Source organism: Bradyrhizobium ganzhouense, assembly GCF_049949285.1.
GTDB lineage: Bacteria > Pseudomonadota > Alphaproteobacteria > Rhizobiales > Xanthobacteraceae > Bradyrhizobium > Bradyrhizobium ganzhouense.
On record NZ_CP181318.1, the window covers coordinates 8,388,651 to 8,412,904 of the forward strand.

General features: G+C 63.7%; 24 protein-coding genes. 13 read left to right on the plus strand and 11 right to left on the minus strand.

Annotated features, from left to right (window positions below; all coding sequences use genetic code 11):
* Window position 1 precedes the first annotated feature (1 nt).
* A complete protein-coding gene (locus ACLFLU_RS39030) occupies window positions 2-2,326 on the minus strand; it encodes a TonB-dependent siderophore receptor (RefSeq protein ID WP_426409933.1) in 2,325 nt (774 codons plus the stop codon).
* Window positions 2,327-2,762: 436 nt separating this feature from the next.
* Between ACLFLU_RS39030 and ACLFLU_RS39035 the strand changes: the two genes are divergently transcribed.
* From ACLFLU_RS39035 to ACLFLU_RS39050, 4 genes are read left to right on the plus strand one after another with little or no spacing between them, the layout of a single operon-like run.
* A complete protein-coding gene (locus ACLFLU_RS39035; RefSeq protein ID WP_426409934.1) occupies window positions 2,763-3,215 on the plus strand; it encodes a MarR family winged helix-turn-helix transcriptional regulator in 453 nt (150 codons plus the stop codon).
* A gap of 34 nt (window positions 3,216-3,249) precedes the next feature.
* Complete coding sequence (locus tag ACLFLU_RS39040; protein WP_426409935.1) at window positions 3,250-3,819, plus strand: isochorismatase family protein; 570 nt, start codon at window positions 3,250-3,252, stop codon at window positions 3,817-3,819.
* Window positions 3,816-4,145, plus strand: coding sequence for a hypothetical protein (locus ACLFLU_RS39045; protein WP_426409936.1), 330 nt, complete (start codon window positions 3,816-3,818; stop codon window positions 4,143-4,145). Before ACLFLU_RS39040 ends, ACLFLU_RS39045 begins: the two co-directional genes overlap by 4 nt.
* Window positions 4,142-5,383 (plus strand): MFS transporter, encoded by a 1,242-nt coding sequence (locus tag ACLFLU_RS39050; protein WP_426409937.1) that lies wholly within the window; start codon window positions 4,142-4,144, stop codon window positions 5,381-5,383. Before ACLFLU_RS39045 ends, ACLFLU_RS39050 begins: the two co-directional genes overlap by 4 nt.
* Here the strand turns inward: ACLFLU_RS39050 and ACLFLU_RS39055 are convergent.
* Complete coding sequence (locus ACLFLU_RS39055; protein ID WP_426409938.1) at window positions 5,380-6,264, minus strand: dihydrodipicolinate synthase family protein; 885 nt, start codon at window positions 6,262-6,264, stop codon at window positions 5,380-5,382. The genes ACLFLU_RS39050 and ACLFLU_RS39055 overlap by 4 nt on opposite strands.
* A gap of 176 nt (window positions 6,265-6,440) precedes the next feature.
* Between ACLFLU_RS39055 and ACLFLU_RS39060 the strand changes: the two genes are divergently transcribed.
* Together ACLFLU_RS39060 and ACLFLU_RS39065 are read left to right on the plus strand one after the other, a co-directional pair.
* Window positions 6,441-7,853: an FAD-binding oxidoreductase gene (locus ACLFLU_RS39060; protein WP_426409939.1), complete on the plus strand. Its 1,413-nt coding sequence runs from the start codon at window positions 6,441-6,443 to the stop codon at window positions 7,851-7,853.
* Window positions 7,854-7,861: 8 nt separating this feature from the next.
* Complete coding sequence (locus tag ACLFLU_RS39065; RefSeq protein WP_426409940.1) at window positions 7,862-8,527, plus strand: GntR family transcriptional regulator; 666 nt, start codon at window positions 7,862-7,864, stop codon at window positions 8,525-8,527.
* Between the two features lie 3 nt (window positions 8,528-8,530).
* Here ACLFLU_RS39065 and ACLFLU_RS39070 read toward each other — a convergent pair whose 3' ends face one another.
* The 3 genes from ACLFLU_RS39070 to ACLFLU_RS39080 form a co-directional block, all read right to left on the minus strand.
* Window positions 8,531-8,695 carry a hypothetical protein gene (locus tag ACLFLU_RS39070; RefSeq protein WP_426409941.1) on the minus strand — a complete coding sequence of 55 codons (165 nt, stop codon included), beginning with the start codon at window positions 8,693-8,695 and terminating at the stop codon, window positions 8,531-8,533.
* Between the two features lie 147 nt (window positions 8,696-8,842).
* The gene (locus ACLFLU_RS39075; protein ID WP_426409942.1) at window positions 8,843-9,781 is read right to left on the minus strand and encodes a DMT family transporter; all 939 of its coding nucleotides are present in this window, start codon (window positions 9,779-9,781) and stop codon (window positions 8,843-8,845) included.
* The gene (locus ACLFLU_RS39080; RefSeq protein WP_426409943.1) at window positions 9,762-10,049 is read right to left on the minus strand and encodes a hypothetical protein; all 288 of its coding nucleotides are present in this window, start codon (window positions 10,047-10,049) and stop codon (window positions 9,762-9,764) included. Before ACLFLU_RS39080 ends, ACLFLU_RS39075 begins: the two co-directional genes overlap by 20 nt.
* A 163-nt stretch (window positions 10,050-10,212) precedes the next feature.
* On the opposite strand from ACLFLU_RS39080, the gene ACLFLU_RS39085 reads away from it, so the two are divergent.
* Window positions 10,213-12,234, plus strand: coding sequence for a YgiQ family radical SAM protein (locus tag ACLFLU_RS39085; RefSeq protein ID WP_426409944.1), 2,022 nt, complete (start codon window positions 10,213-10,215; stop codon window positions 12,232-12,234).
* Window positions 12,235-12,252: 18 nt separating this feature from the next.
* Here ACLFLU_RS39085 and ACLFLU_RS39090 read toward each other — a convergent pair whose 3' ends face one another.
* Window positions 12,253-12,546 (minus strand): DUF718 domain-containing protein, encoded by a 294-nt coding sequence (locus ACLFLU_RS39090; RefSeq protein WP_426409945.1) that lies wholly within the window; start codon window positions 12,544-12,546, stop codon window positions 12,253-12,255.
* Between the two features lie 378 nt (window positions 12,547-12,924).
* Here ACLFLU_RS39090 and ACLFLU_RS39095 point away from each other — a divergent pair, with 378 nt between their 5' ends.
* Together ACLFLU_RS39095 and ACLFLU_RS39100 are read left to right on the plus strand one after the other, a co-directional pair.
* Window positions 12,925-13,383 (plus strand): Rrf2 family transcriptional regulator, encoded by a 459-nt coding sequence (locus tag ACLFLU_RS39095; RefSeq protein WP_426409946.1) that lies wholly within the window; start codon window positions 12,925-12,927, stop codon window positions 13,381-13,383.
* Window positions 13,383-14,093 carry a class I SAM-dependent methyltransferase gene (locus ACLFLU_RS39100; protein ID WP_426409947.1) on the plus strand — a complete coding sequence of 237 codons (711 nt, stop codon included), beginning with the start codon at window positions 13,383-13,385 and terminating at the stop codon, window positions 14,091-14,093. The genes ACLFLU_RS39095 and ACLFLU_RS39100 overlap by 1 nt, the downstream gene beginning before the upstream one ends.
* A 61-nt stretch (window positions 14,094-14,154) precedes the next feature.
* On the opposite strand, the gene ACLFLU_RS39105 is transcribed toward ACLFLU_RS39100, so the two are convergent.
* On the minus strand, window positions 14,155-15,279 hold the full coding sequence (locus ACLFLU_RS39105) for an alpha/beta hydrolase (protein ID WP_426409948.1): 1,125 nt from the start codon (window positions 15,277-15,279) through the stop codon (window positions 14,155-14,157).
* Window positions 15,280-15,535: 256 nt separating this feature from the next.
* Window positions 15,536-15,865, minus strand: coding sequence for a hypothetical protein (locus ACLFLU_RS39110; RefSeq protein ID WP_426409949.1), 330 nt, complete (start codon window positions 15,863-15,865; stop codon window positions 15,536-15,538).
* A 224-nt stretch (window positions 15,866-16,089) separates the two neighbouring features.
* On the opposite strand from ACLFLU_RS39110, the gene ACLFLU_RS39115 reads away from it, so the two are divergent.
* Both ACLFLU_RS39115 and ACLFLU_RS39120 read left to right on the plus strand, forming a co-directional pair.
* Entirely contained in the window at window positions 16,090-17,160 is a 1,071-nt protein-coding gene (locus tag ACLFLU_RS39115; protein WP_426409950.1) for an AraC family transcriptional regulator ligand-binding domain-containing protein, read from the plus strand.
* Between the two features lie 86 nt (window positions 17,161-17,246).
* Window positions 17,247-18,269: an LLM class flavin-dependent oxidoreductase gene (locus ACLFLU_RS39120; protein ID WP_426409951.1), complete on the plus strand. Its 1,023-nt coding sequence runs from the start codon at window positions 17,247-17,249 to the stop codon at window positions 18,267-18,269.
* A gap of 27 nt (window positions 18,270-18,296) precedes the next feature.
* On the opposite strand, the gene ACLFLU_RS39125 is transcribed toward ACLFLU_RS39120, so the two are convergent.
* Window positions 18,297-18,737, minus strand: a complete 441-nt coding sequence (locus ACLFLU_RS39125; RefSeq protein WP_426409952.1) for a hypothetical protein — start codon at window positions 18,735-18,737, stop codon at window positions 18,297-18,299.
* A 627-nt stretch (window positions 18,738-19,364) separates the two neighbouring features.
* Here ACLFLU_RS39125 and ACLFLU_RS39130 point away from each other — a divergent pair.
* Window positions 19,365-20,219: a hypothetical protein gene (locus ACLFLU_RS39130; RefSeq protein WP_426409953.1), complete on the plus strand. Its 855-nt coding sequence runs from the start codon at window positions 19,365-19,367 to the stop codon at window positions 20,217-20,219.
* A 212-nt stretch (window positions 20,220-20,431) separates the two neighbouring features.
* Here the strand turns inward: ACLFLU_RS39130 and ACLFLU_RS39135 are convergent, their stop codons facing one another.
* Together ACLFLU_RS39135 and ACLFLU_RS39140 are read right to left on the minus strand one after the other, a co-directional pair.
* The gene (locus ACLFLU_RS39135; RefSeq protein ID WP_426409954.1) at window positions 20,432-21,751 is read right to left on the minus strand and encodes an aminotransferase class V-fold PLP-dependent enzyme; all 1,320 of its coding nucleotides are present in this window, start codon (window positions 21,749-21,751) and stop codon (window positions 20,432-20,434) included.
* Between the two features lie 351 nt (window positions 21,752-22,102).
* A complete protein-coding gene (locus tag ACLFLU_RS39140) occupies window positions 22,103-22,699 on the minus strand; it encodes a TetR/AcrR family transcriptional regulator (RefSeq protein ID WP_426409955.1) in 597 nt (198 codons plus the stop codon).
* 91 nt (window positions 22,700-22,790) lie between these two features.
* Here ACLFLU_RS39140 and ACLFLU_RS39145 point away from each other — a divergent pair, with 91 nt between their 5' ends.
* Window positions 22,791-24,086, plus strand: coding sequence for an MFS transporter (locus ACLFLU_RS39145; protein ID WP_426409956.1), 1,296 nt, complete (start codon window positions 22,791-22,793; stop codon window positions 24,084-24,086).
* Window positions 24,087-24,254 lie beyond the last annotated feature (168 nt).

Consider the following 24,254-nt stretch of genomic DNA (forward strand, 5'->3'; position numbering starts at 1 on the left):
GCTAGAACTTCACCGTGGCCGACAGCGAAATGCGTCGGCCATCACCCATCGCAACGGCCAGGGCGTTCCCGGTGGTGGAGGTGTAGTAGACCTTGTCGAACAGGTTCTTGACGTTGAACTGATAGGTCACAGGCACTTTGTCGATTTTGGTGTCGTAGGTCGCAAAGATGTCCGCGACGGTATAGGCCGGCATGAAGAACGTGTTGGCGGAATCGCCCGGCCGGTCGCCGACATAATGCGCGCCGCCGCCGAGCCGCAGACGACCGGGCAGCCGGTCGCCGAAATCGTAGACAAGATAGAGCGACGCCGTGTTCATCGCAGCGTTCAGCAGCTTGGCGTTGCCGACGGTGGGGTCGTTGATCAGCCGGGCGTCGGTATAGCCATAGCTTCCGATCATGCTCCATTCGTCGGTCAGCCTGCCGGTGACGTCCAATTCGACACCGCGCGACCGGGCTGCGCCGGAGGCGCGCGCCGCCGACTTGCCGCCGCCGATATCATCCAGCACCAGCACGTTCTTCTTCTGGATGTCGTAGACCGCCAGGGTGCCCGACAGCCGCTTGTTGACGTCGAACTTCAGGCCAGTCTCCCACTGCGTTCCCTCTTCAGGCGCAATGGTCGAGTCGACGACGAAACCCGAGGTGAATGCCGCGATGACCGATGTCGGCTTTAGCGACTGCGTATAGCTGACGTAATAGGAGAGCTCGTCGCTCAGCTTGACGATGACGCCGCCGAGCGGGAGCACCTTGTCGCCCGCCAGATTGGTGTTGGTCACGAACAGAGGCCGGCCTTTGCCGGCGAGCTGCTCGTATTGCATCCAGCGCACGCCGCCGACCACGGACAGCCAGTTCGTCAGATGGAACGTGTCCTGGGCGAAGAACCCGCGGGTGCCGAGCTTGTCGGTCTGCTCGCTGTCGGTTGCCGAGACGGTCGTGCCCGGTATGACCAGTCCGTAGACCGGATTGTAGAAATTGAAGCTCGGGGTCGCCTGGCGAATCAGGTCGCGACGATCGATGGTGCGATACAGCGCCTCGCCGCCGAACAGGATCTCGTTGCGGAAACCGCCGACCCAGACGTCACCCTGCATATAGGAGGTGCCGTAGCTGGCGTTGCTCAGCGAGTTCTGGGTGCCGTCGTTGCTGCGGGTCTCCACGCCGGTGGTGGCGTTGACGCCGGTGATGCGAAGCTGGTTGGCGCTGTAGGTCTCGGTGTTGTAGCTGTACGCTGCCGTGACCTTCCAATTGTCGCTGAGCTTCTGCTCGATCGAGCCCTGCACCAGATCCGACCTGCCCCACATGTTGTTGAAGGGCTCGTCGAGCCGGCGCGTCGCAGGGATCGCCAACGGCGCACCGTTGACGAAGGCGGTGCCGCGGTCGAACGGATAGATGAATTCCCGATGCTCATAGGTGAGCTGAACCGTCGTGGTCTCGCCGTACCAGGCGAGCGACGGGTTGACGAGCATTTCCCGGTGCCGGCCGAAATTGCGCCAATAGTCCTCGCCGACACCATAGCCGATGAAGCGATAGGCCAGACCGCCGTCGCCGATCGGACCGGTGACGTCGAGCGTGCCGTCGGCGCCGTTGCGGTTGTTCGCGTAGGTCGAGCCGAGCAGCGTGACCGAGCCATGCTGATAGAGCTCCGGGCGCTTGCTGATCGTGTTGACGATGCCGCCGGGATCCATGATGCCGTAGAGCAGCGAGGCCGGCCCCTTCAGCACTTCCACGCTGTCGACTGCGGCGTTCAGGCTGCGGCCCTGCACCAGCGGCATGCCGTTGCGCATGATCGAACCGTCGCGATTGTCGCCGAAACCGCGGCGGATCACGGCGTCCTGGGTGCCGGCGAGCGTGTTGGTTTGGGTGATGCCGCTGATGTTGACCAGCGCATCGTCGATGTTGCGCGGCAGCTGGTCCTTCAGAACCTGCGCGGGCACGACGTTGACGGATTGTGAGGTGTCGAGCGGCGACGCGCCCGAGCGCAGCGTGCTCGCGCTCGGCATCGCGCGATAGCCGAGTTTTGCGGCTTGTTGTGCGGCGGCTTCGTTCGCCGCGCGTTCGGACGGCGTCGGCGCTGCGGGCGGACCGGCGGTCGGGCTGCGGCGTGCGACTGCCTGTGTCCGCCGTTGCGACTGCTCCGAAGCGCGCGCCGGCTTTGGCCGCTGCGTCGGCGCATCCACATTCACCGGCGGCAGCGCCGTTTGCGCCTGCGCATTGGTGGTGTCGAAGGGATATCCGGCGAGCAGCGCGGCCGCTCCGATGAGAAGGCTAGCGCGGCTCTTGCCGGCGCGATTTCGATGACCACTGACGCGGGGGCCATCCACAGGAGCATGCACTTTCGATTCACTTCCAAGTCACAGCATTGAAGTTGGCGCATCTATCAGCCGCGGCGAATGAAGAGAACATGGCGACGACTTGAATCGCTCTAGTGTTGAATCGTTCTAAGAGCGGCAGCGATCACATGGCGATGCGATGACGCAGCTTGCGATGCTTTCATGAGCAGGAATCGCCGCGCTGGATTTGGAAGACACGCGAAATGGGTACGTCTGCACATTGTCCATGCCGACCACGCGTCATCGATGACGCGATATCCTCAGCATGACCGCAGCAGCGCGACGCCTTGTCGCACAATCATCCCGCTACGCGCGCTGTCACGCACAACCTCTCCATGCGGGCATCGGGGCCATCGGACTCCGTTCTCACGTCTTTTTGTTCAGATGCCCTGCTCAGCTAATCTTTACAGATAAACTGTATATCTATACTTGATTTATCATGATCAATTCCTCGGACCAACGACCGTCCGCGCGCGCCGGCGCGCTTGCAGAAGACCTCCGTTCGCTGGTCGGAAAGCTGAAGCGGCGGCTTCGGGAGCAGACCGGCCCGGAGGAGCTGACGCCGTCCCAGGTGTCCGTCCTGCTGCGCCTGGAAAAAGACGGCCCTGCCACGGTGTCGGGCCTGGCGCGATCGGAAAAGATGCGACCGCAGTCGATGAGCACCGCGGTCGCCGCTCTGCTGGACGCGGGCCTGGTCAGCGGCGCCCCCGATCCGGAAGACGGCCGTCAAACCATTCTGTCGCTGACCAAGGCGTGCCGCGACCGGATCCGGGTCGGTCGTGCAGCCCGGCAGGATTGGCTCTCGCGTACCATTTCGACACGGCTTTCATTGCGGGAGCAGGACGAGCTCGCCGCCGCCGTCACTCTGCTCAAACGGCTCGTCGACGATTGACGCGGCCCCGCCACACTGCCGGAAGGACATGATCATGGCTCTCACGCTGCTCGACCCGATCACCGCGCTCATCATCGTCGACCTGCAACGCGGCATCGTCGACCTCCCCTCCGTTCACCCCATCGGCGACGTCGTGGCGCGCGCCAGCGCGCTTGCCGCGGCGTTCCGGCGGCATCGCCTGCCGGTCGTGCTGGTCAATGTCGCCGGCGGCGCGCCGGGCCGCACCGAGCGGCCGCGCCCTGGCGGTCCGTTCCCCGACGGATGGACCGATCTCATTCCCGAGCTGGATCGACAGCCCGGCGATATCGCCGTGACCAAGCGGACATGGGGCGCATTTGCCAGCACCGATCTCGAGAGCCAGTTGCGGCAGCGCGGTGTTACGCAAGTCGTCATCGCCGGCGTTGCCACCGGCACCGGCGTCGAGTCCACCGCGCGCCAGGCTTACGAGGCGGGCTTCAACGTCACCCTTGCCACCGACGCCATGACCGATCCGCGCGCCGAGGCTCACGACTACAGCATCGCAAGCGTCTTTCCGCGGCTCGGCGAGAGCGGCTCGACACAGGCGATCATCGACCTATTGGCAACACGGAGCGCGCAGGCATGAACTGGCTTCATTTGGTTTCCTATTTCTTCGGCGGCGCTTTTCTGGCGAACGCCATTCCACATCTCGTCAGTGGCTTGCGCGGAGAGCCGTTCCAGAGCCCATTCGCAAAACCGCGAGGAGAAGGGCTGTCCTCGTCAACGGTCAACGTGCTCTGGGGCTTCTTCAACGTGATCGTCGGATATCTGCTTGTCTGCCGTGTAGGCGAGTTCGCCCCATTGGACCCACGCGATATCGCCGCGCTCGGGCTTGGCGCCCTGCTGCTGAGCCTGTTTTGCGCGCGACACTTCGGCCGATTCCACGGTGGCAACCGGCCAACAGGTTCGTGAGCGTGGCGGGCGCGGGCACGTTTCGCTCACTGCGGAACTACAATTACCGCGTCTGGGCAGCGGGCGCGCTGGTGTCCAATACCGGAACCTGGATGCAGCGCGCCGCGCAGGACTGGCTCGTGCTCACCGAGCTCACACGACACAATGCGTCGGCCGTGGGTGTGGTGATGGCGCTCCAGTTCGGGCCACAGCTTTTGCTGATGCCGTGGACGGGTTTTGCGGCCGATCATTTCAACCAGCGACGGCTTCTGGTCGCGACCCAGGCGACAATGGGCGTGCTGGCGCTCGTTCTCGGCCTTCTCACGGTCACCGGGAAGGTAGCGCTCTGGCATGTTTACGTGTTTGCCTTCCTGTTCGGCTGCGCCGCGGCCTTCGACGCCCCGGTGCGCCAGACATTCGTGGCCGAGCTCGTCGGCGACGGCGAACTCTCCAATGCGATCGCGCTGAACTCGACGTCCTTCAATGCCGCGCGGATGGTCGGGCCCGCGGTCGCAGGAATCGTCATCGCTTCGATCGGCACCGGATGGGCCTTCCTGCTCAACGCCGCATCCTTCATGGCGGTGCTCGGCTCGCTCGCCTTGCTGCGCACCTCGGAGCTTCGGCCTAATGCGCGCGCCCATCGGACCAAGGGCGGCATGACCGAGGGCTTTCGCTACGTCTGGTCGCGCGGCGACCTCAGGGCGATCATGATCATGCTGTTCCTGATCGGCACGTTCGGGCTGAATTTTCCGATCTTCATCTCGACCATGGCAGTCAGCGTCTTCCACACCGATGCACGCGGCTTCGGCCTTCTGTCATCGACGATGGCGGTCGGCACGATCTCGGGCGCGCTGCTGGCTGCTGGGCGCGCCCAGCCGCGGTTCGTCTCGCTGCTGCTGGGGTCCGTGACGTTTGGCGCAGGATGCACGCTGGCCGCGCTTGCACCCAGCTACTGGCTGTTTGCAGGCAGCCTTGTCCTGATCGGCGTCGCGGCGCTAACGGTCACGAATACCTCGAACGCCATGATGCAGCTCTCCACCGAACCGCGGATGCGGGGACGCGTGATGGCGCTGCGCCTCGGCGTCGCGCTGGGCGGCACACCGATCGGCGCACCGATCGTCGGATGGGTGGCGGACAATCTGGGTCCGCGCTGGGCGCTCGGCGTGGGCGCGGCGGCCGGTTTTGCCGCAGCGCTGGTCGCGGTCCGTGCCATGTCGGCGCGCACCGCGGACGACCACAGCGATGAAGCGCGCGCTTAGGCGATCGCTGGGCTGGTCAGTTCGTCCAGCTTCGCCTTCAGCGCGGTGCCATCCGACAACGCACGCAGCGGCGGACGCACGCGCAACCAGCCTGCGTCGCCGGTCTGTGCGGCAAGAATGGCCTTCAGCGTCGTCAGGAAGGATGGCGACTTCACCACGATATCAACCGCGGCCTGCATGCGCGCTTCGACATCCTTGCCGTCGATCATCGCCTTGACCAGCTCAGGCGCGATGTTGGCCATGCCGCAGATGGTGCCGGCGCCGCCGCCGGCGATCGCACGCGCGATGTCGGTTTCGTTGCCGACGGTGATGGCGAGTTCCGGCGCAGCAGCACGGAAGGCCTGGAATTGCTTGAAGTCGCCGCTGGAGTCCTTCAGGCCGGCGACCACCTTGCCGTAACGCTTGCGCAAATTCGCCGCTGAAGTCGTCGGGATCGCGACGCCCGAGACCTGCGGAATATGATAGAGATAGGCGCGCAGGCGATCGTCGGCGACACCGTCGAAGATCGCAGCGAACGCATCCTCGATGCCTTCAGGGGTGACGCTGCGGTCGAAGTAAGGCGGCAGATACAGCACGTGGCGCAGACCGAGGCCGAGCACGGCGCGCGTCAGCGCGATGCTGTCGCTAATGGCGGGGAAGCCGCCGCCGACGCCGATGCGCTCCGCCGGCACGCCGGCTTTGAGCACGGCTTCGATGGTTGCGACGCGTTCGGCGACATTGAACGAGGTGCCCTCGCCGGTGGTGCCGAACAGCACGACGCCGTCGACGCCCTTGCCGAAGAGTTTTTTGGCATGCGCGGCAAGCTTGGCGGAGTCTACCCTGCCGTCCGTCGCCAGCGGCGTCGCCGACGCTACCCAGAACCCGCGAATTGCCTCCGTCATAGCACCACCCATTGTTGCAGCTCCCGAGCAAGCCCCTGATCTCCAATGATCTTTAGGGGTTCATCGAGCCTTGTTTTTGCTTTACTTTTCATCTTGTACCTTACATACAAGACGGACGCAAATCCTTTCCGCCGTCAGGGCGCGCATGAGGCGCAGCCAAATCTAGGAGGTCTCGCATGAACATGGTGACCCCCGTCGGACATCCCGAGCCATTGCTCGCCGCCTTGCGCGACAAGCTCGGTGCCGCAGCGGTGCTGACCGGCAGCGACGTGCCCGCGCGCAATCGCAACGACTGGAGCGCGAGCCTGCCGCAGACACCGCTCGCGGTGATCCGGCCGCTCGATGCGCAGGGCGTTGCCGATGCGATCATGACCTGCCGGCAGGCACGCCTGCCTTTCGTGCCGCAGGGCGGCTTGACCGGGCTCTGCCGCGGCGCCGCGCCCGAAGCCGGCTGGGTCGCGATCTCGCTGGAGCGCATGACCGGCATCGAGGAGATCGATCGCGCCGCGATGACGATGACGGTGAAATCGGGCACGCCTCTGGAGACGATCCAGAAGGCCGCCGATGAGGCTGGATTCTTCTTTCCGCTCGATCTCGGCTCGCGCGGCTCCTGCGCGATCGGCGGCAATCTCTCGACCAATGCCGGCGGCAACCGCGTGATCCGCTACGGCATGACGCGCGAGCTGGTGCTCGGTCTCGAAGTCGTGCTGCCCGACGGTACCATCATCACCAGCCTCAACAAGCTGATGAAGAACAATGCCGGCTACGATTTGAAGCATCTCTTCATCGGCTCGGAAGGTACGCTTGGGATCATCACCCGCGTGGTGCTGAAACTGTTTCCGAAACCGCGCTCGACCATGGCCGCGCTCTGCGCATTGAAGGACTATGCCGCGGTGATCGCGCTGCTCGATGCCGCACGCAGCGGGCTCGGCCCGCTGCTGTCGGCGTTCGAGGTGATGTGGCCGGACTATTGGGACGTGATCACCACACGCGCCGGCGTCAAGCCGCCGGTCGCCGCCGGCCAGGGTCTCTATGTGCTGGTCGAGGCGCAGGGCACCGACGAGAGCGTCGATGCGCCGCGATTCCAGGCCTGGCTCGAAGAGCTGATGGAGCGCGGGCTGCTCGCGGATGCCGCCGTGGCGCAATCGCTGGCGCAGACGCAGGCGTTCTGGCGCGTGCGCGACATCTGCGCCGAATTCGGCCAGGTGCTGGGTCCGCACATCTCCTACGATATCGGACTTGCGGTGGCGCGGATGGACGAGTTCGCAACGCGCTGCAAGGCGGCCCTCGCTTCCGGCATCGAGGGCTGCGAGAGCGTCTATTACGGCCATATCGGCGACGGCAATCTGCACCTCGTCTCCTGGGTCACGGGCCTTCCCGTCGAGCAGCAGCCCAAGGAGCAGATGGACACGATCATCTATGGTCTCGTGCGCGACATGGGCGGCAGCGTCTCCGCCGAGCACGGCATCGGCACGCTGAAGAAGAAATGGCTGGGACACGCCCGCAGCGAGCCCGAGATTGCCTTGATGCGGACGTTGAAGGCCGCGCTCGATCCCGACCATCTGCTCAACCCCGGCAAGGTGATCTGAGAGCAACCATGCGCACGCTGAAGCTCGATGCGCCGAAATCGCTGTCGCAGCGGGTGATGCTGCGGCTGCGGCAGGCGATCATCGACGGCGAATTTGCGCTCGGTGCCGCCATCTCCGAAGAGATGGTGGCAAATTCCTTCGGCGTCAGCCGCACGCCGGTGCGCGAGGCGATGGGCCAGTTGCAGGCGCAAGGGCTCGTGGTGATCCGACCTCAAGTCGGCAGTTTCGTGTTCACGCCAAGCGCGGAGGACATCACCGCGCTCTGCACGTTCCGGATCGCGCTAGAACCCAAGGCCGCCGAGCTCGCCTTTCGCCACGACCGCGATGGCGCGATCGCGACCATGAACGATGCGATCGCGGCGATGGAGCCGGCCGTCGAGGCCAGGGACAACATCGCCTATGGCCGCGCCGATGCCGTCTTTCACGAGGGGCTGTTCGCGCATTGCGGCAACCGCTACCTCGCCGAATCCTACCAGCTCGTCTCGGGCCGCGTCGCCGCGCTCCGCACCAATCTGACCTCGCCGATCGACGTGCGCACCCGCTCTTCTTTTGAAGAGCATCGCAAGCTGCTCGATCTGTTCGCGCGCGGCGAGCACGCGGCGTTCGAGGCGGCGATGACGACGCACATCACCAATTCGGGCGTGGTCTACGCAAAAGCGCTGAAGGTTGATTGAGCCCTACCGTCCGTCCTTCGATCCCGGCCTGTCCAGAAAGTCCAGCGCGGTGTTGATCTGTTCGAGCTGGTGCTCGATCTTGTCGCGGTCCTCGACCGACTGCGCCTTCTCGAGCTGTTCCACAAGCTGCTGCTTCCGCGACAGCAAATTCTCAATGACTGTACTCACAGCTCCCCCATCGCCCGAGGCGAATATCGAGGTCATCCGGATCCTGGACACGAGCGCGCGCGAGCGGGGCTCGCCGCAAACCCTCCCATCAGAATGTGCGCGAAGGCAGATGGTTCCTGCGTGTGAACCATCAGCGTCGCGATGGAACTACCGGCGCAGGCTTGCCCAGACGCCGCCGAGGATCATCAGGCCGCCAAAGAGATGGATCAGCTTCGGCGGCTCGCCGAGGATCGCAAAGGACAGAAGCGCACTGGCGACCGGTCCGAGATAAAGGACAAGCGAGGTCCGCACCGATCCGAATTTGCCGCCGAGCCAGGCAAAGCCGGCATACGCGAGCAGGCCCGGAACGATGCCGGCGAAAAGATAGGCCGCGAGCGCCTTCGCACTGAAGACCTGGGCGGGCATGGCCCGCATCTCCCAGACCGCAAGCGGCAGCGAGAACAGCGCGCCGGCGGCCGAGAACAGGCTGATGCGCGCGAGCAAGGACGCGCGCGGCGCAGCGCGCGATTGCAGCAAGGTGTAGCCCGACCAGCCGAGCATCGCGAGCACGACAAGGCCGTCGCCCGATGCCGTCTCCAGCGCAAACAACGTTGCCGGATGGCCGCCGGAGATGATGAGCAGCGCACCTGACAGCGCGAGTGCCGTGCCGAGCCATTGCAGCGGGCCGACATGCTCGATACCGAGCACCGCGGAAATCATCAGCACCGTGATCGGCGACAGCGCCATGATCAGCGCAATGTGGATCGCTGTCGTCGAGACGCCCGCGACATAGACCGGGCCGCCGCACAGGAACATACCCATGAAGCCGGCGGCAAGGACCGGCCAGATATTTTGGCGAAGCGGCACGCGCCCGGCGCGGATCTCCGCGAGCGCGATCGGCGCGAGCCCGATGGCCACGATGCTCCAGCGGAAGAAGGCCAGCGCGAAGGGAGGGACAGAGCCCGCCAGTCCGCGCGCAAGAATCTGATTGGAGGCCTGCGCAGTCGCGACCAGGATGAAGCCGACCAGCGCAATGGTGCCGAGCCAGGCCTCCGTGGATGGCGCCGCGCCGGCTTCATCGTCGCCGTCAGAAATTCCCTTGCCCATGGAGCAATCGCATATCCGATGTCGGCCGCGGTGAGAACCCGGAAGACGGATCGCTGGTGTGCATAGGCGGCACGCGCACCGTGCCGGGCGGCGAGGCGATGCTCGCCAGCGATACCGGCACGACGGGTGGGCGGGTGATCGAGACCCAGAACACCGCAAGCAATGCGCACAGCATGCAGAGCCTCATCCGCACCGTCCTGCGATCGGAGATCGGCAGGAACAGGAAAAACAGCATCGCCAGGATCAAAAGCGCGTTGACCAGGAACATGGTTTCTCTCCCTCGAAACGGAGGTGAGGATAGCGCGGCGTCGGCGGTCCGTATGTGGACCCCGTCACAGTCCGGCCGGGGGCCCCGAGCCGCGCCCGGAACCTTCATCTTTCACGCGTCCGTCGGTTGTATTCGCGAGCCCGGAGCCCTATGCCTGTGCGCCATGGACACCCAGATCATGACCGCCGAAAAGCCCCTGATGGCGCAGGCGCTCCCGCGCAAGCCGGCGCCGTTCCTCCCGATGAGCCGCGCCGAGATGGAGGCGCTCGGCTGGGATGCCTGCGACATCGTGCTGGTGACGGGCGATGCCTATGTCGACCATCCGAGCTTTGGCATGGCCATCATCGGCCGGCTGCTCGAGGCGCAAGGTTTCCGCGTCGGCATCATCGCGCAGCCGGACTGGCATTCGGCGGAGCCGTTTAGGGCATTGGGCAAGCCAAAAGTGTTCTTCGGCGTCACCGGCGGCAACATGGATTCCATGGTGAACCGCTACACCGCGGACCGCCGCCTGCGCAGCGACGATGCCTATACGGCCGGCGGCGAAGGCGGCAAGCGGCCGGACCGCTGCACCATCGTCTACGCCCAGCGCTGCCGCGAGGCGTTCAAGGACGTGCCTATCGTGCTCGGCGGCATCGAGGCCTCGCTGCGCCGGATCGCGCATTACGATTACTGGTCCGACAAGGTGCGCCGCTCGGTGCTGGCCGACGCCAAGGCCGACCTGCTGCTCTACGGCAATGCCGAGCGCGCCGTCGTCGAAGTCGCACAACGCCTCGCCGCCGGCGAAGCACCGCGCGAGCTCGACGACATCAGGGGCGTCGCGCTGTTCCGCCGCGTGCCGGAGGACTATGCCGAGCTGCACGCCGACGATCTCGATTCCGCCGACGAGGGCGCGACGCGCCAGAAGGGCGCGACCGTGATCCGGCTCCCGGCGCTGGAGCAGGTCGAGCAGGACAAGGAAGCCTATGCGCGCGCCTCACGCGTGCTGCATCGTGAGAGCAATCCCGGCAACGCGCGTCCGCTGGTGCAGCGCCACGGCGATCGCGACCTCTGGCTCAACCCGCCGCCGATCCCGCTGACCAGCGAGGAGATGGACGCGGTCTATGATCTGCCTTATGCGCGCGCGCCGCATCCGTCCTATGGCGACGCAAAAATCCCCGCCTGGGACATGATCAAGTTCTCGGTCACGATCATGCGCGGCTGCTTTGGCGGCTGCACCTTCTGCTCGATCACCGAGCACGAAGGCCGCATCATCCAGAACCGCTCCGAGGGTTCTATTTTGCGCGAGATCGAGAAGATCCGCGACAAGACGCCGGGCTTCACCGGCGTGATCTCCGACATCGGCGGCCCCACCGCCAACATGTACCGGATGGCGTGCAAGGATCCGAAGGTTGAGGCCGCGTGCCGCCGGCCGTCCTGCGTCTTCCCCGAGATCTGTCCGAACCTCAACACCTCGCATGACGATCTGATCCGGCTCTATCGCAAGGTGCGCGAGACCAAGGGCATCAAGAAGGTGATGGTCGCCTCGGGCGTGCGCTACGACCTCGCGGTCGAGAGCCCCGAATACATCAAGGAGCTCGTCACCCATCACGTCGGCGGTTACCTCAAGATCGCGCCCGAACACACCGAGCGCGGCCCGCTCGACAAGATGATGAAGCCGGGCATCGGCGCCTACAACAAGTTCAAGCGGATGTTCGATGAAGCGGCCGAGCAGGCCGGCAAGAAATATTACCTGATCCCTTACTTCATCGCGGCGCATCCGGGCACGACCGACGAGGACATGATGAACCTCGCGCTGTGGCTCAAAAAGAACCGCTATCGCGCAGACCAAGTGCAGACCTTCCTGCCCTCGCCGATGGCGACCGCAACGGCGATGTACCACACCGGCGTCAACCCGCTGCGCGGCGTGCGCCGCGGCGGCAGCGACAAGGTCGAAGCGATCAAGGGCCTGCGCCAGCGCCGCCTGCACAAGGCCTTCCTGCGCTACCACGACCCCGACAATTGGCCGGTGCTGCGCGAAGCGTTGATCGAGATGGGCCGCCGCGACCTGATCGGCTCGCAGCCCCACCAGCTCGTGCCTGCGCACCAGCCGCCCGGCACCGGCAAGGCCGCCGGCACCAAGCGCCCCCTTCGCCCCGGCGGCAAGACGCAGAAGTTCACGACCAAGGGCCTGCGGGTGATGAAGTAGCGGGCGATCGCTCGCCTGCTAGAGATCGAGCACCACCGCCCCTGATACGGCATCGGTGACGCCGCGTCCGTTGCCCTGGTCCTCGAGCACGGACCTGAAGCTGTCGAGGGTCTTGATCATCGCGGGTCGTGCCGCGACCATCGCATCCTGGCTGGACCATGTGCCGATGAAGCAGAAGGTCTGCTCGCCGGTCTTGATGATGACGCCATGTTCGAGGCCCGGCCATTTCGCCTTGCCGTTCCGGTGCGCGTCGAGGAAGGCGGCTTCCTCACCTTGCTTCACCCTGAACCTCACCACGTTATAAACTTGCATGATGCGCCTCCCGAAAATGGATTGATGAAAAGGCGAGCGCCGGACCAGGTCGGGTTCGGCGCTAATATTTTTGCACCCCTCAAACGAAAAGTCGAAAACAACCCCATGCACAGTAGCCGGGGGCAGCGAAATCAAGGGCTTAAAGCGCAATGAGATCGGGATGAATCGTCATCGCGCCTGAGCTCGTTGTTCGAGCGCGACATTTCCGAAAAACCGTAAAAAACTTGACCCGTCGGGCAAAACAGGCGCACGATGGCATTATCGGGGGCACGTAGGCGAGCCCCTGCTCCGTCTCTGTTTCGACGTTCCCGAGCTCCGCGTCCTCTCGCGCAGAGGCCGCGGTTGACTTCTCCGCCTTCATGTAACATACGAAGTTACATGAAACGCGATAGCCGATTGTCCGGCGTTCTCCACGTCCTCCTCCACATGGCACAGCAGCCTGGTTCCTTCACGTCCGAAACCCTGGCGAAGGCCATGGACACCAATCCGGTGGTGATCCGCCGCATCATGGCTGGCTTACGGGATCTCAGTTACGTCCGCTCCGAGAAAGGGCATGGCGGCGGCTGGACGCTCGCCTGCGACCTTACCAGGGTGACGCTGCGCGACGTCTACACCGCGCTCGGCAGTCCCTCGCTTCTGGCCATGGGCAACCGGACGGAGGCGCCCGGTTGTCTCGTCGAGCAGGCCGTCAATGCCGCTCTCGACCAAGCCTTCGGCGATGCAGAGGCGCTGCTGCTGTCACGTTTCGGCGAGGTGACGCTGGCGATGCTGAGCGACGATCTGCGCAAGCGCCTCGGGTCTCGAAAACATCAAGGCATGAGCGCGCACCATGCGTGATGAACTTCATTCAGCAGGATGACACCGTGACCGACATTCAAAACGCGTTCTCCGATCCGCAAATGGTGGCGAAATACACCGAGGGACCGCCGCGCTTCGTTCCCGGCTACAATTCCATGCTGTCGATGGCAGCGATCCTTCTGGCCGAGCGCGCGCGTGACGATGCGCGAATACTTGCCCTCGGCGCCGGCGGCGGCCTTGAGTTGAAAGCCTTTGCGCAGGCAGAGCCGCGCTGGACCTTCGATGGCGTGGACCCGTCGGCGGCCATGCTCGATCTCGCAAAGCAAACATTGGGACCGCTCGCTTCGCGCGCGCATCTCCACCAAGGCTACATCGACGATGCACCGGAGGGGCCGTTCGACGGGGCCACGTGCCTGCTGACCCTGCACTTCGTCGATATCGAGGAGCGGCGTCGCATCGCCGCGGAAATCCACCGCCGGCTCAAGCCGGGCGCGCCGTTCGTGACGGCCCATTTCAGCATTCCCGGTGGCGCCGATGCGCGGCCGCTCTGGCTCTCGCGCTATTCCGCGTTCCTGGCTGCATCCGGCGTCGAGCCCGACAAGGCGGCGGCCGCCCGGAACGCGATCGACGGTCAATTGAGCATTCTGGCGCCCGAACAGGATGAAGTGATTTTGCGTCAGGCCGGCTTCTCGGACGCAACCCTGTTCTACACCGGCTTCACGTTCCGCGGCTGGGTCGCCTACGCCTGACACGTCACGGCTTCATCGACATATCGCCATGAGGCAAGCCAGGCAGGGCTTGCCTCCCCGCCTACTCCGCAAGCCGCGCGAGTGGGTTCGGGTCCACCTTCTGTTCACCCAGCGCCTGGCCCTGGGCCATGCGTTGGCGGATCATTGCGACGACCGGCCCGACCTGCTCGAACGCGCGATCATGGGCATCATCGCCGGCGACCGCGAGTTTCGTCAGGTCGTAGACGTCGATCCGGTCGCGCGCGAGCTCGGTTCGGTAAGGCTCCTGGGTCGGGTCGATATCGCCGAGGCGAGCGACGTCGCCCCATATCGTCTTCGATAGCGAGAGCGCGCCGTCGTCGCGCGAGACGAACAGCGAGATGGGAGGCCGCGCGCCGCCCATCCGGTTCAGTTGCGAGCGGAAGACATCGACGTCCACGTCGGGAGCCACCAGCATCACATTCTTCAGCTTGCTGCGCCTCGCCGCGACAACCGGGCCACGGATTGCGCGCGTCCGCAGCGCTTCCAGCGCGATCCAATTGCCCATCGAATGAGCCAGAAGATAGACTTCGCCGACAGCAGGGGAAGCGTCGAGCGTGGTCAAGAGATTGTCGAGCGCGTCGCGCGAAAAATTCGCGCTCTCCCGGTCGTACGTATAGGCGCGCAGCCTCAGCTCGCCGCGCGATGGCCAGGTGAAAAGCACAGGCACGACCGGCACCTTGGAATCGTGCACGATCTGCGCGAAGCGATAGACCGCATCATCGAAGCGGTTGTTGAAGCCGTGGACGAAGACAAGCACCTTGTTGCGACCGGACTGCTTCATGGCCGCGGTGACAGACGCAGCGAAGCGCGTCTTGTCGAGATAGTCCGCCGACACGGTCGTGAAATCCCGCTGGGGGTCGCCGGGCAGGCTCGCTGGCCACTGCACGTCTCCGACCTTGCGCGAAGCATCGGGCGGGATTGAGACGGTCACCTCGGCAAAGGACAGCTCGTCCGATCGCTCACCGCTGAACATCTCGCCGGGATCGACGTCCGATCGCTTGCGATTGGTTACGACATAGATCGGGACATTGGTGTTTCCAGCGGCAACCTGCGCCGTTGGAATCAAAACGCCCTGCGACGGACGCCCAGCGCAACCGCCGAGCACCATTGCGATCGACAAGGCCAGCAAAACTGCTGGAGCAATGATGCGACTTGTACCGACCACCAACTACACTCACCACTCGACGCAATAGCGCGACAATTCACCATCCGACGCCACTCAGACGGCGCCGGATATCAACCAGCCTACACCGGCCGGGCGTGCGCGGATGTCGCAGTCGGGCAACACTCGACGGGCGAGAATGGTGGAACCTGGCCTTGCAGATCAAAGTAGAGCGAAATGGTTAAGAGGGAAGATAGAGATGCCAAGATCTCGCGTGGCACAAAATGCATATGCTGGCGCGGCCTTGCCAGCTTCTCTTTCAGTCGACCGCGCAGAGCGGCGACGCTTCAGTCAAGCGGTTAGCCCGCGAAGCAAAATCCTCGAACGCGGCCACGGCATCGCTCATGGTGTGACAACCGCGACTGTCCAGCGACGCATCAACGCGAAGATCGAACAGCTCCATCCAGAACAGGGGGCTGTCAGGCAAGCCTGCTCCCAGTGCCTCGAACATGCTGATCTCGCAATCGCCGATCCGCTCCAGGGCAACCGTCCGGGAGCCGTGGGCGATATCAGGAATTCCAAGCAACTTGCCGTAGCCTCGTAATATCTTCACGTTTATGGGCGGCGCAGCGTCGTCACTGCTGGACATCAGGACCTTCGGAGCTTCAGGGAAAAAATGGGCTGCCCCGAGAACGCAAGACCAGTCTGAGGACAGGCGACCGATTTAAGTCACACACGCCCCGGTTTCTTGTTATCGTGAGCCAATAACTTGATTTTTCATGCCGTGCTCGGCGAGCCGCGGGGAGTCAGGCCGCAGCGGCAACGACCAAAGGGTTCGGTGTGCCGGCTGCTCGTTCGCCCCATGTGCAGGCCATGCCCAGTGCAACTGGCGGGATCGCCCGTTTGGTATGGGCGCGCCTGCAGGAAGCCGGCATCAAGGCCGATGGCTTGTTGTCGAAGGCCGGATTGACGCTCAAGCAGATCGAAGACCGCAAAGCGCGCCTGAGCGCCGAAAGCCAGATCAAGTTTCTGGAGCTTGGTGCCGAGGCGCTGCAGGACGATAGCCTCGGCTTCCACCTGGCACGGGACTTCGACCTTCGTGAGATTGGCCTGCTCTACTACGTGGCGGCCTCCTCCGGGACAATCGCCGAAGCCATCTCAAAGGCCGAGCGCTATTGCCGTCTCGCCAATGAGGGGATTTCGCTACGGTTCATCCCGAAGGACATGACGATTACGCTGAAATATGTCGGTGTGGAACGGCGATCGGATCGGCAACAGATCGAATTCTGGCTGACCTCGATCATTCGCATGAACCGCGCCCTGACCAATCGCCGTCTGGTCCCAAGCCGGCTTAGAGCGGTGCATCGCCGCCGAGCGACGCCCGCAGAGATCAGGTCGTTCCTGGGTTGCGAGATCGAGTTCGGGTCCGATGTCGATGAGATCGCTTTCCCGCAATCCGTGGGGCCGATGCCGATCGAAAGCGCGGACCACCATTTGAACGATCTGCTGGTGACCTATTGCGAAGAGGCGCTGGCGCACCGGAAGTCCGGCGGGGTCCCGCTCAGGTCGAGCGTCGAGAATGCAATCGTTCCATTGCTCCCGCATCGCGAGGCACGGGTCGACGAAGTTGCCCGCCATCTGGGCATGAGCCATCGCACCCTGGCGCGGCGTCTCGCCTCGGAAGGATTGACCTTCACCGGCATCCTCGACGAGCTGAAGATCGACCTCGCCAAGAGCTATATGCAGAAGGACGAACTGTCGATTTCGCAGACCGCCTGGCTCCTCGGCTATGGAGAAGTCAGCGCATTCACCCACGCCTTCAGGCGCTGGACTGGAATGACACCAAGGCAATGGCGCGTCGCAAGCGATCCCAAACGCGCCGGCGACGCCAGGAACCGGCCGCCTCGATCAAAGCGCGCACGGACGAGCCCCTCCGAGCAGTAGCCCACGGGCCAGCGTCCTCGCGCATGACCAAATTTCCCTCAACATGGCCCATCGCAAACGGACCGGATCATCCCTAGATTGGCCCCATGAAGAAGATCGGATTTTTGTCCTTCGGACATTGGACGCCCTCGCCGCAGTCGCAGACCCGCTCGGCCGGGGACACGCTGCTGCAATCGATCGAGCTGGCCGTCGCGGCCGAGCAGCTCGGCCTGGACGGCGCTTATTTCCGCGTGCACCATTTCGCGCGGCAGCTGGCTTCGCCCTTCCCGCTGCTCGCGGCCGTCGGCGCCAGGACCAGCACGATCGAGATCGGCACGGCCGTGATCGACATGCGCTACGAGAATCCGCTCTACATGGTGGAGGACGCGGGCTCCGCCGATCTCATCGCCGGTGGACGGCTGCAGCTCGGCATCAGCCGCGGCTCGCCCGAGCAGGTGATCGACGGCTGGCGCTATTTTGGTTATCGCCCGGCCGAGGGCCAGAGCGATGCCGATATGGGCCGCCGTCACACCGAAGTCTTCCTGGACATTTTGCGCGGCCAGGGTTTTGCAGAGCCCAATCCGCAGCCGATGTTTCCGAACCCGCCGGGGCTGCTGCGCCTCGAGCCGCATTCCGAGGGCTTGCGCGAACGCATCTGGTGGGGCGCCGGTTCGAACGCGACCGCGGTGTGGGCCGCAAAGCTCGGCATGAATCTGCAGAGCTCGACGCTGAAGAACGACGAGACCGGCGAATCTTTTCATGTGCAACAGGCCGCCCAGATCCGCGCCTATCGCGCGGCGTGGAAGGAAGCCGGCCACGGCCGCGAGCCGCGCGTGTCAGTCAGCCGCAGCATCTTTGCACTGATGGACGATCGCGACCGCGCCTATTTCGGCAGAGAGCGTGGCGGCGAGGACCAGATCGGCTTCATCGACCCGCAAACCCGCGCGATCTTCGGCCGCTCCTATGCCGCCGAGCCGGATGTGCTGATCGAGCAACTCAAGCAGGACGAAGCGATCGCCGAGGCCGACACGCTGCTGCTGACGATCCCGAACCAGCTCGGCGTGGACTATTGCGCGCATGCGATCGAGGCGATCTTGAAGCATGTGGCGCCGGCGCTGGGGTGGCGGTGAGGCCGACGGCCTGCTTCGCTGTGCAAGTCAGGCCGTCGCTTGCTTACCCCTGAACTTCTCGATCCAGGCTATCAAACGCGGATGCCTGGCATATCGGCCTTCCAGGCTTACCAGCTCCTGCTGAAAGACCGGCAGCGAGAGCAGCCTTTCGATATCGGGCTCCCTGATCTTCCAGATCGCCGGCGGAAAGTAGCCATGAACCTTGAGCTCGTAGAGCTCGAAGATCGAATGGATGATCTCGTGCACGGCCCGGCGCTCTTCGGGTGTCAGCTCAATGTCGCCGGCAGCCGCTCGCTCGAGGAATGCCGCGACCGGAAGGCGGCGCCGCAGGTCGGAGACCCGGTCGGAATATCGCAGGAAGATGTCCGCGCCCAGACGCCGATTGTTGGTGTGGAGCGCCGCATAGATCGCGGCCATGCCAACGATGATCGATCCGAGCGTCACGAATCTGAGAATATGGTCGAGCACGCGTCTGCCTCCTTGCGCAGGGCACCGGAGTGACAGAGATAAACCAGACCGCGGGCTGATAAAATGGGGCGGCCGGGGCGCTTACGCCCACCTTACGCTAGCGTCGATCATCACCCTCGATCCGGGTCGAGCCGTAAGGGCAATACGTACAATGATCCGCTCGACCGCGGCGCGAGGAGCGCCTCGCGTTAGAGGCCGTCTGCGCGCGCTACGACCGGCCAGCTTAGAGAGGCGGAGGCCCGTAGGCCGCCGCCCAGTCGCTTCACATCATCGCCTTAATTATCGCAGCGATGCCGAAGAGGCAGGCTGCGATATTCACGCGAATGATGATCGTGATTGTCCGTTTGGATTTCATCGATCATTCCGGCACCCCGCGGCCAGTTGTGAGCAAGGGCATCCTGAACTGATTCCACGCGGCAACAATATCCGGAGAATCACGGTCCTTGGGACGCCCTAATGATGTTGAAAGTCCTCGTCCTTTTGCGGAGTGGCTCGGCGGAATCGGGATTACCGTGATCCAGCGTTCGCACATATCGATACGCGCCAATGTGGGATCACCGCTGCGCTCGGATCACTCAACGATTGGTAGTTTAGTCGATCGGATGCTATCGTCCTCTTGAGGCCGCCATGTTGAAGCATCTTTTGGGAATAATCTTTCTTATGACGCAAGCTGTCCCATCGGCTTCTTGTGCTGAAGAGCCAAAAAGCGAAATTTACGAGATCAATACTCAGTTGATGGAAACGACCTTTCAGGTGCTCGGCCCGAGCGCAAAGGTGAAGGGGGAAACCGTTGGCGGCACCGTGTTTTTCATGGGAAAGCCGACGGGAGATGGCAAAGCGTCCTTTGTGCTGATTACCGCGGCTCACGTGCTGGATGACATCGATGGCGATCTAGCAACACTGATGTTTAGGTGGAAGAACGCGGCCGGAGCGTACGAGCGGCAACCTTACCAGTTCTCCATTCGAGAGCAGGGCAAACCGCTTTATGTCACGCATCCTACGGTCGACGTCGCTGCTCTCTACATGAGGATGCCGACTGTTTTTGCTAACATTCGAATGCTAGATATCGCTCTTATCGGCACAGACGAATGGCTAAAGCAGTTCGAAATTCATCCAGGTGATGAGTTGCTTTGCTTAGGTTACCCTTTGTTTATCGAGGGGCCCAATGGTTATCCAATATTGCGCAGCGGCAAGATCGCCTCGTACCCGCTGGTCCCCTCCAAAGAGCAGAAGAACTGGCTGTTCGACTTCCGGGTGTTTCCTGGAAACAGCGGAGGCCCGGTCTACTTTGTGGATAGAAACCGTACCTACGGCGGGCAGACCAAGATAGGCGAAACGATCCAGTTTCTCGCTGGCCTAGTGACCGCGCAGATCAACTCGAACATCTTCAAAGACAAAGATCTAGGTCTCGGCGTCGTCATCCCAGCAGCCTTTATTCGAGAAACATTGGATCTGCTGCCCGCCAAGTCTCCTTATCCGTAGGCCTCTACCGAATGGGTTTGTAAGCTAGGCGCTTTTTTGCGACGAGGCTCAATCATCCCGGCTTCCCGTGACTCAGCACATGCATCATACCGATTCGGCCATCATCATTGTACTCTTCACCGACCTGACGTGTGGGATTTTCCCACGACAGATATTCCACCGCGGCGGTGCTTAGACCGCGCTATGCACGCGCCACCGCTCCCGCCCCGAGCTCACCCCGTCTTCGTCCCCGTGACCACCGCCAGCGCCTCGACGAGGCGGTCGAGATCGGCCTCGTCGCTAAAGAGGGCCGGGGTCACACGGATGCATTGCCCCTTGGCGACGCCGGCCCGGCGCACCGTCATGACCTTGTGATTGTCCCGGAGCTTCACCACGGTCGCCTCGTTGTCGGCCTTGCTGGTCTTGCCGGCGAGACGGAAGGACGTGATCGCGCCATATGAGCCGGCCTCATCCGGCGTCAGGATCTCGATGTCCTTGAAACCGCGGGCGCGGCTCACCCAATAGTCGCGCAAATAGCGCAGGCGCGCCTGCTTTGCCGGGGCGCCGATCTGCTGATGCAGGGCGATGGCGGTGGGTACCGTCAGGACCGTGGCGAAATTGACCGTGCCGGTATGAACCCGCGAGCGAATATCGGTTTCCGCAAAATCCTCGTCGCCCATGTCGCGGTCGATGTCGGCGAGACGGTCCTTCTTGATGTAGAGGAAGCCGACCCCGAGCGGCGCGCCGATCCATTTGTGCAGGTTGAAACCGACGAAATCGGATTCGAGATCATTGACGTGAAAGTCGATCTGTCCCCAGGAGTGCGCGGCGTCGACAATGGTGTCGATGCCCTTGGCCTTCGCCATGCGTGCGATCTCGGCGACCGGCATGACGAAGCCGGTGCGGTGGCTGACATGGGTCAGCAGGAGAAGTCTGGTCTTCGGGTTCGCCTCGATGGCGCGGGCGTAGGCATCTAACACCGCCTGGCGGGTGGCGGGCTCCGGTATGTCGAACTTGACCACGTCGACGCCGCGCCGGGCCTTGAGCGCATTCATCGCATATTGCATCGAATCATAGTCGAGGTCGGCATAGAGCACGCTGTCGCCGGGCTTCAGCTTATTGTAGCCACTGATGAGGAGCTGCAGCGCTTCGGTCGCGCCGCGGGTGAGCGCGATCTCGTCGGGCGCAGCACCGACCGCCTCAGCCACCTTGGCGCGCACCGCCTCGAAATCCGCGCCAGCGCGCTGCCGCGCGTAAAACGTGTTCTGATAATTGATCATGTCGGACTGGCGGATGAACTCGCGCCGCACGGGTTCGGGCATGATGCCCCAATAGCCGTTCTCGAAATTGACGACGTCGGGCGTCACGGCATAAAGACCCTTCACGGCGGCCCAATAGGCCTTGTCGGTGGCGATTGCCCCCGCCGCTCCGATCGGCGGCGGTGGCAAGACTTCGGCTGCCATGGCCGGTGCCGCCAGCGACGTAATAGCCGCGGCCGCGAGGCCCTTCAGGATCGACCGGCGGTCGGACGAAATGGTCTCAGTCGGATGCATGTCAGCCTCTTCGATGCGCGGCGAAAAGAGCCGCAATCAACAGAGCGGGAATGACAAGACAATGACAATCGACGATGTGGTCTTGCACCAAAACTGAACCGCTACGTCCAGCGCTGACGCGCGGGATCACTGGCTCACCCCAGGGCTATTGCAGATGCAGTTGGAGATTGCCGGAAGAGCTGAGCCTTCATGGTTCGAGACGCCCGCTTTGCGGGCTCCTCACCATGAGGGTCTGATATCTCGCCGCAAAACGTGACCTCATCCAGAGGGCCCGCCGGAGGCGAGCGTCTCGAAGGATGGCCGCCGGCGAGCTTCACGCCACGATTCTCTCGTATGAGATGGCCAAGCCTCTCACCCCGCCTTCACACTCGCATCGATCAGCAGCTTCGCCGCCGCGAGTGCCGACTGCGCCGGGCCGTCTTCGGACTGCTGGCCGGTGACATAGATGCCCTCGATCAGGAGCAGCAGCGCGTCGCCGAGCACGTTCGGCTGACGCGCGCCCATGTGGGCTGCAAGCTCGCGCAGGCGCTTGCGAAAGACCTTCTTGTGCGCTTCGGCGACCTGACGGGCGGGATTGTCGCGCGAGGGATATTCCACCGCGGCGTTGCTCAGCCCGCAGCCGCGATAGCCCTTGGCCACGGCGCGCGAGGCGAGCTGGCCGATATAGGCGAGCACGTGATCGCGCGCGTTGCTGTAGGCCTTGCCGCCGGGGCGTTCGAAATTTTCCCAGAAGCTCAGATCGTAGTCGCGCAGATAGGCGGCGGCGAGATCGTCCTTGGAGGCAAAGCTGCGATAGAGGCTCGGCTTGGTGACACCCGCCCGGTCCACCACCTCGTCGACGCCGACCGCGCGGATGCCCTCGCGGTAGAACAGCTCGCTTGCGGAGGCGCGAATCCGGTCGGCGGCCCGGAGCGGCGCACTTACGGCTTTCTCGGCTTTTTTCGGCATCTGGCTTCGTCCGATCTCAGGCACGGGCCCTTGACAATGTTACTGACCGGTACGTATTAGTACCGCATCGCAATACGTACCGGTAAGTAACATGCCCCCAGCTTCCGTTCAATCCTCCCCCGTCTCCCGGCGGCCGTTCGGCCCAAACTACGCTTTTGTGGTCGTTGCCGTGATCTTCCTGGCGCTACTCGCCTCCGCCGGCCTGCGCGCGACGCCGGGCGTGCTGATGCTGCCGCTGCAGAAGGCCTTTGGCTGGGACGTCAGCGTGATCTCGTCGTCGGCCGCGGTCGGCATCTTCCTCTACGGCCTCGCAGGTCCATTCGCCGCGGCCGTGATGCAGCGCTTCGGCATCCGCCGCACGGTGCTGGGCGCGCTCGCGCTGATGTCGGCCTCGACGGCTCTGAGCTATTTCATGACTGCACCATGGCAATTGTTCATGAGCTGGGGGCTGCTCTCCGGCATCGGCTCCGGCGCGGTCGCCAACGTGCTCGGCGCCACCATCGTCAATCGCTGGTTCACCACAAATCGCGGCCTGGTCATGGGATTGCTGACGGCGAGCACCGCCACCGGCACGCTCATCTTCATGCCGGGCCTCGCATCGCTGGTCGAATGGGGCGGCTGGAAGCCGGTGGTGCTGACGGTCGCCGCATGCTGCGCGGCGCTGATCCCGCTGGTGTATTTTCTGGTGCCGGAGCGGCCCGCGTCGATCGGCCTGCGCTCCTATGGCAGCCCGCATGAGGATCAGCCCGCAAGCCCGGCGCAGGGCAATCCGTTCACAGCTGCGATCGGCAACCTCGTGCGCGCCGCGAAGACACAGACCTTCTGGTTCCTGTTCGCGACCTTCTTCATCTGCGGCTTCACCACCAACGGCCTCGTCGGCACCCATCTGATCGCGTTCTGCGGCGACCACGGCATCTTCGAAGTGCAGGCCGCCAGCCTGCTGGCGCTGATGGGCTTCTTCGACCTGTTCGGCACCACGCTGTCGGGCTGGCTCACCGATCGCTTCGATCCGCGCAAGCTCCTGTTCTTCTATTACGGCCTGCGCGGGCTGTCGCTGATCTACCTGCCCTACTCGGATTTCTCGTTGGTCAGCCTGTCGGTGTTCGCCGTGTTCTACGGCCTCGACTGGATCGCAACCGTGCCGCCGACCGTGCGCATCGCCAACGAAGCGTTCGGCGACAAGAATGCGCCGCTGGTCTTCGGCTGGGTGGTTGCCGGCCATCAGTTGGGGGCCGCCTGCGCCGCCTTCTTCGCCGGCTTCATGCGCTCGTCGCAGGGCGATTACCTGCAAGCCTTCATGATCGCTGGCGCGACCGGCATCGTCGCGGCCGTGCTGTCGCTGATGATTGGACGGCGGCCGAAGGAACCGGTGCTCGCCGCGGCGTGAGCGCGCGCAAATCCTCGCAAGGCATCGCCGCGGCCTCCCGTCATTCGACCGGAGGTCGCGGTTGACTTCAGTCACTACCCTGACAATGATGCCGCGGGGACATCGGAATGATCAGGGGCTGGAATGCGTGGTGGGGTTCTGGGGATTTTTGTCGTCGCTGCTTTACTT